This window comes from Candidatus Aquicultor secundus (genome assembly GCF_002791875.1).
Classification (GTDB): domain Bacteria; phylum Actinomycetota; class Aquicultoria; order Aquicultorales; family Aquicultoraceae; genus Aquicultor_A; species Aquicultor_A secundus.
The window spans coordinates 4,118-9,536 of sequence record NZ_PFNG01000051.1 but is presented as its reverse complement, the minus strand read 5'-3'; the positions used below and the strand labels follow the sequence as shown (position 1 = coordinate 9,536).

Annotated in this window: 5 protein-coding genes; 1 reads left to right on the top strand and 4 read right to left on the bottom strand. The window is 42.8% G+C overall.

Features of this window, described 5'->3' with window-relative positions:
• Window positions 1–140: 140 nt before the first annotated feature.
• Window positions 141–773 (top strand): Eco29kI family restriction endonuclease, encoded by a 633-nt coding sequence (locus tag COY37_RS02090; protein WP_286679328.1) that lies wholly within the window; start codon window positions 141–143, stop codon window positions 771–773.
• Here COY37_RS02090 and COY37_RS02085 read toward each other — a convergent pair.
• The 4 genes from COY37_RS02085 to asnB all read right to left on the bottom strand — a co-directional run bounded on the left by COY37_RS02085 (window position 759) and on the right by asnB (window position 5,362).
• The gene (locus COY37_RS02085) at window positions 759–2,132 is read right to left on the bottom strand and encodes a DNA methyltransferase (RefSeq protein WP_286679327.1); all 1,374 of its coding nucleotides are present in this window, start codon (window positions 2,130–2,132) and stop codon (window positions 759–761) included. The two genes, COY37_RS02090 and COY37_RS02085, sit on opposite strands and share 15 nt — an antisense overlap.
• Before the next feature lie 18 nt (window positions 2,133–2,150).
• A complete protein-coding gene (locus COY37_RS02080) occupies window positions 2,151–2,396 on the bottom strand; it encodes a type II toxin-antitoxin system Phd/YefM family antitoxin (RefSeq protein ID WP_286679326.1) in 246 nt (81 codons plus the stop codon).
• A 130-nt stretch (window positions 2,397–2,526) separates the two neighbouring features.
• The gene (locus COY37_RS02075) at window positions 2,527–3,630 is read right to left on the bottom strand and encodes a glycosyltransferase (protein WP_286975802.1); all 1,104 of its coding nucleotides are present in this window, start codon (window positions 3,628–3,630) and stop codon (window positions 2,527–2,529) included.
• Window positions 3,623–5,362 carry an asparagine synthase (glutamine-hydrolyzing) gene (gene asnB / locus COY37_RS02070; protein WP_286679324.1) on the bottom strand — a complete coding sequence of 580 codons (1,740 nt, stop codon included), beginning with the start codon at window positions 5,360–5,362 and terminating at the stop codon, window positions 3,623–3,625. The genes COY37_RS02075 and asnB overlap by 8 nt, the downstream gene beginning before the upstream one ends.
• Window positions 5,363–5,419: the final 57 nt, after the last annotated feature.

Here is a 5,419-nt window from a genome sequence, read left to right as displayed (position 1 = left end):
TTCATCTTTTTGCCTAAAATATTTTAACGAATAATCCTGGATGTATACGTGTGCTTAGAGTCTATCTGTTATTACGGCCATTGGTTGCTTATGCTATTATTAAAGCTCAATAGTAATTAGTTGCGGGGTTGCGGAGAAAAATGGGAATAAACGCTGACCTGAATTTACATATCTTCCGTTCGTCTAAGTTCCGAAGCGTAGTGGATGATGCTATAAGGTTCTTTTCTGAAACCCCGGCTCATAGGCTTCCGCCTCCAGATCGCTTTATCGGTGGTGGTGTCTATGCGCTTTACTATATTGGTGGTTTTGAACTCTATAGGCCGATAGCATTCTTAAACAGCAGGGCTTTGATGCAGCCAATTTACGTTGGCAAGGCTGTTCCGGCTGGTTGGAGAACAGCGAGGACGCAGATATCCGAATCTGCAAATCTCTTTGGTAGGCTTGTGGAGCACGCTCGCAGTATAGCGCAAGCTACCAATTTAGATATCGATGAACTTCAATGCCGTTTTATGATTCTTCAGAATATCGAAAGCGACTTAGTCGTCCCTGTTGAGGCAGAGCTTATAAGGCGGTTTATGCCGCTGTGGAACTCGGTTGTAGATGGTTTCGGTAATCATGACCCTGGCTCGGGGCGATACAATCAAGCTAAATCAGAGTGGGATATTTTACACTCAGGAAGACCGTGGGCAGAGCGCTTAACTGGAGCCTCGCCGCGTTTAGAGGATACTGTTGAAAAGGTGCAAAGAGCCCTTCGTAAATTACCGCTTCCTTAGTTCTACTACCGCTTCATAAAGTTGATGTGAGTTTTTAGCTTTAGTCACACGGACATCAGATTGGATAATGCTGTTGCCGACCCTCGTTGCTCTTGGAATGTGTATATCCACAAGCTCAAGGCCTATGCTTTCCGCGATCTTACCAAAATACACGTCGGTCGGAATAGAAACGCCTTGCAATATGCTATTCCCAATAACGACCAATGCTGTGCTACCTGGCTTAAGGGCATAATTTATTCCCTGTGCAAATGTGTGACAATCCCTAAAGTAAGCTGCTGCATAATTTGCCCAACCATTACCACCGTAGACCCCTTTCTCGGCATGAAGGGTTCTAAGCAACTTCAACGTATCTTCTAGATCGCTGTCTGGTAGTAAGAAGCCAAGCTCTAGGCATTCTTGGCCTCTTACTGTTTGCCAGTACTTCCCAAAGTTTGAGTTCTCGAGGGGTTTTAAATCCCTTGGATTCTCTGCGTACCCCAACCAGTATAGCTGTGGACGGGTGTTTCGGTTGTAGTGGTAATTATTAAGATAAGGGGGTGAAGTAATAATCACATCAACCGACTCAGGTGTAAGATGTGATTCATACTCAAAGAAGGAAGCGTTAATGATCCTTACAGTTGCATCGGAGGCCGGTAAATTCTTTTTAAACCAGGCGATGTCTTCAGCCATATCTATTAACTTATTTAATATGGTTTCCCCAACAGGGAAATCTTCTATATTATCCTTGCCAGCGCTAACACGGCGACCCAAGCTAGGCTCATAAGAATAATTTGAATATCGAACCATAGTTGATGCAAACGCAAGTCTAAATAATTCTTGAATGTCTGGGCTCTCGATAGAATTGATAAAATCTTGGATAATTAAGACTTTGCCCAGGACAGCAGGGCTATAAAACTCAGCTCGCGTTTTAAATCCCTTTGGCGGCTCACTTATTGGAATATAGTTGGACGATGCCTTATCTTTATAGAACTCCTTAAGCTTTAGCATGTTCTTTTGGAGGATATTAATGTCTATTCTATGTGCATGTGCCTTCGCATGGCAGGCAAGTGCAGCATAAGGGTTAATCTCAAAACCTACTGCATTATGGCCATCTAGCACCGCATCAACAAGAGTTGTTCCTACACCCGAGAATGGGTCTAGAACAACACCTTTATTATGCAAATATTCATGGAGTGCGTCTTTAACAAAATCGCTTGAAAAGCCAGCTATCCATGGCACCCAGCGATGTATGGGACGTATTTTATTGCCTGCAAAAGCAGGATTACTAAATTCCGCACCATTTTTATTATTTGCTTGAATGGCTGTTTTTTCTTTAATAAGCTTAAACAGCTCCAGCTGATTACTTTGTGAATCTGTCAAGGGAACCATTTATCCTCTCTACGCTTGTTCTTCAAGCACTCGCCCAAGATTATACTTAGGGCGAATTTCTTTAATTATTCCATCAAGCCTCTTGCGCTCGTTCTCATCCTCAAGCATTCGTGCAAAATCGTCAAAACTAAAGGCAACCATTTGCGGTATTCCACGGCGCTCTACAATATATCGTGTATTATTACGAGTAATATCATCAAGAACTTGCCCAAAATTATTTTGTGCCTGGGTTGAGCTAATACTTTTAATAGCCATTTTTCCCCAATATAGTTAAATTAGCTAACTTAGCTATATTATACTGAACAAATGTTCTTTAGGCAAGTGTGCTGCAATGGCTAATTATCTTGAAACGTAGGGGATAAAATGTAGGCTTAGCGTTACCTTCTTAAGCTTTCAGTAAGCGGTGATAAATCTCGATATTTTGTTGAATATAGCGTTGGCGGTTTGGCTTGAGGAACGGTAGTTTTGCTTGACCGTTCGGTTTGTGGCTCGGATAATCTGAGATGAAATCACCCAGATAATTAGCACATGTATGAATATCGCTGGGATCTAGCTTATGCACACCGTCTGATGTTTGTAGGTCTTGGTTGGTTAAGATCTCCGTGCCTGAGGCTAAAGCTTCGAGAACTAGATTTGGTGGGTTCTCAATTGGCTCATCGACTACAAAATGGAAAAGATAATCAATGGATGCTAGAAGTCCGGGCATCTCCCATGGAGGGACAAATGGTTGGAAGGAGATGCGATCTCTCATATTTGGGCTCAATGAGTTCTTAAAATCTTCTAAGCCTAACCCTTCAGCAACAAATATAAGCCGATAATTACTACTATCCAGTTCCTTGAACATACTCGCGATTGTATCGAGCCCCTTACGTCGCCAGAAAAAGTTAACCTTGCCGATATAAGCAAAGACCGGAACACTCTTATCTGCCTTGTTTGTAGGCTTAAAAGCCCGCTCATCTGGTACATATGGTGGCAAGACGATCGTATTTGGGTTTAATAAGCCATTTATTTTTTCATGCTTTTCATCGGTTACAACGAGGTTCGCTGCGCTTATAGTTTCTTTGATAACGTCTCTATATTCCGGATTATCCATAAATTTTGCAATATCGCTGCCGCCGTGACGAATTACATAAGGAACCGAAGTAACTTTATGCGCTAGGTATGCGACAATCCCGTACGGGACCAGATAGCCGGCATCTATTAGATCGAAGTGCTTGGATCTCAATAGCTGTAAAATGCGGTTGAGCAATCGTATGGTGTATTCCTGCGAATTGGGGATATGCCACGGTGTGGCATCGCTAATGCTCTGGACACTGATATTTTTTAGGGTCCTCAAGTGCTCATCGCAACCGCAAATCTTATAATTCTTCTCGACCGAGGCACTATTAGTCACGATGGTGATCTCATGCCCAGCTTCAGCGAGTCCTCTTGCTAACCAATATGTTCTGGCCGCAATTCCGCCTTGAATCGGCGGAAACTTACTAACCATACAAATCTTCATTGACGCCTTCTTTGTAGAACTCGATTACATCAAGACCATCCGGGAGATTTCCTTTGTTTGCAAAGAAAATATAGAAGAACAGGTCAAACATTATTGCGTCTATAGGGTTGATTATATACTTCTTAAAAGGATGCTTGGATATGGTCTTATTTGTAATTAGCGTCTGAGCTAGTTCTTTAAGCTCGCTCGCGATGTTGTTAACGGCAGTTGGCATGCCGCGTTTTTGTCGATGGATAACATCAGAAATGCCGTATTGATTAAAGAGAGGGAGCGCAGCATCCTTAAGAATCCGCTTTGTTTCATTTTTTCTCGCCTTATACTCGATTGGCAGAGACAGGGCAAAATCAGCAATATCATCATAAAGATAGGCGGGCCTCACTTCAAAACCGAAGGCCGAGCAGGATCTGTCAACGCTCCATAAATGGTAATTAGCCAGCCCACCCTTTATGAGGAAATCAAAAATGTTCTTGCGGTATATATCTTCATCTTCTGGTTGAGGGAAGAGTGAATCAACAAGACTTACGAGCTTCTTGTTATCTCTAAAGCGCTCGAGGCGCATGCGGATCCGATCAGAAAAGCCCAATGGATGGGTATAAGTCCAAGGATAGCCGCCAAATAATTCATCAGCCCCTTCTCCTGAGAAAGCAACTCTCACATGTTTAGATATTTTTTCTGAGAGAAGCTGAAAAGCGATTCCACCGTGGATATCAAAGACGCCACCAGCAATTATATTCTCGTAATGATGAATAAAATGCGGAAGCTCTTTTAAGTAATCATTAATACCAATTTTAAATTCATGATGATTAGCCCCTAATGCCTTAGCAACTCTTCTAGCCGATAGCAAATCCTCAGATTCTTCGGAATCTGATAATGTGAAGGTTGAAACGGGCTTGCCTGAAAGGCTTGCTGCAACGCTTGCTAAGAGGGAAGAATCCATCCCACCTGAAAGATAAAATCCTTTCTCTTGCGATCCATGAGCCAGCATCTGAGCCATACTGGCTTTAATGGTCGCATAGAGCATTATGGCAGCCGATTCATAATTATCCCCTTCGCGAGCTAGCAGATTTGACTCCTGTAGCTCGGCAAATTTATAGCTTGTTTTTTTGCCCGACTCAAAGGCTATGACATGTCCGGGTGACACCTGATAGATGCCTTCAAATAGTGTTTGGTCGAGGGATGCTATGTAGCCAAAGACCGAGAGCTCATCAAGGGCACTATGGTTTATTTTTGGTGTTACCTCTGGATGTTGAAGGATCGATTTTATCTCTGAAGCAAAAATGATTCTGCTACCTAGCTTTTTATAATATAGCGGCTTGATGCCAAACTTATCGCGAACAAGAATAAGTTTATCCTCGGCCATAATTGCAATGGCAAACATGCCTTTTAGATAGGCTGGTGCCCTTTCGCCATATTTTTGGAAGAGCTTGAAAATGACCGCTTCCTCGCTATTATGTTCGAAGCTTATGCCCTGTGACCCCAGGTCATTCTCAAGCTCTCGATAATTGTAAATCTCTCCGTTTAGAAAGACTAAGTTGTCGGAAAAGGTGGAGGGGAGGGGTATAATACGCTCACCAACAATTTGTAGCCGACACCCACCGAAAGAATAGTTATCGTTACCGCGAGCATCAAAAGAATCTGGTCCACGGTGCTTGATTGAATCAAGCATGGCCGTGATAGCCGCTTGGTTTTTCTCGTTAAAAATACCGCATATGCCACACATAGCTAGATTTCACCCAGGAATTTTAGTGCTTCGGTAAGGCCCCAATAGGCGTAGGCA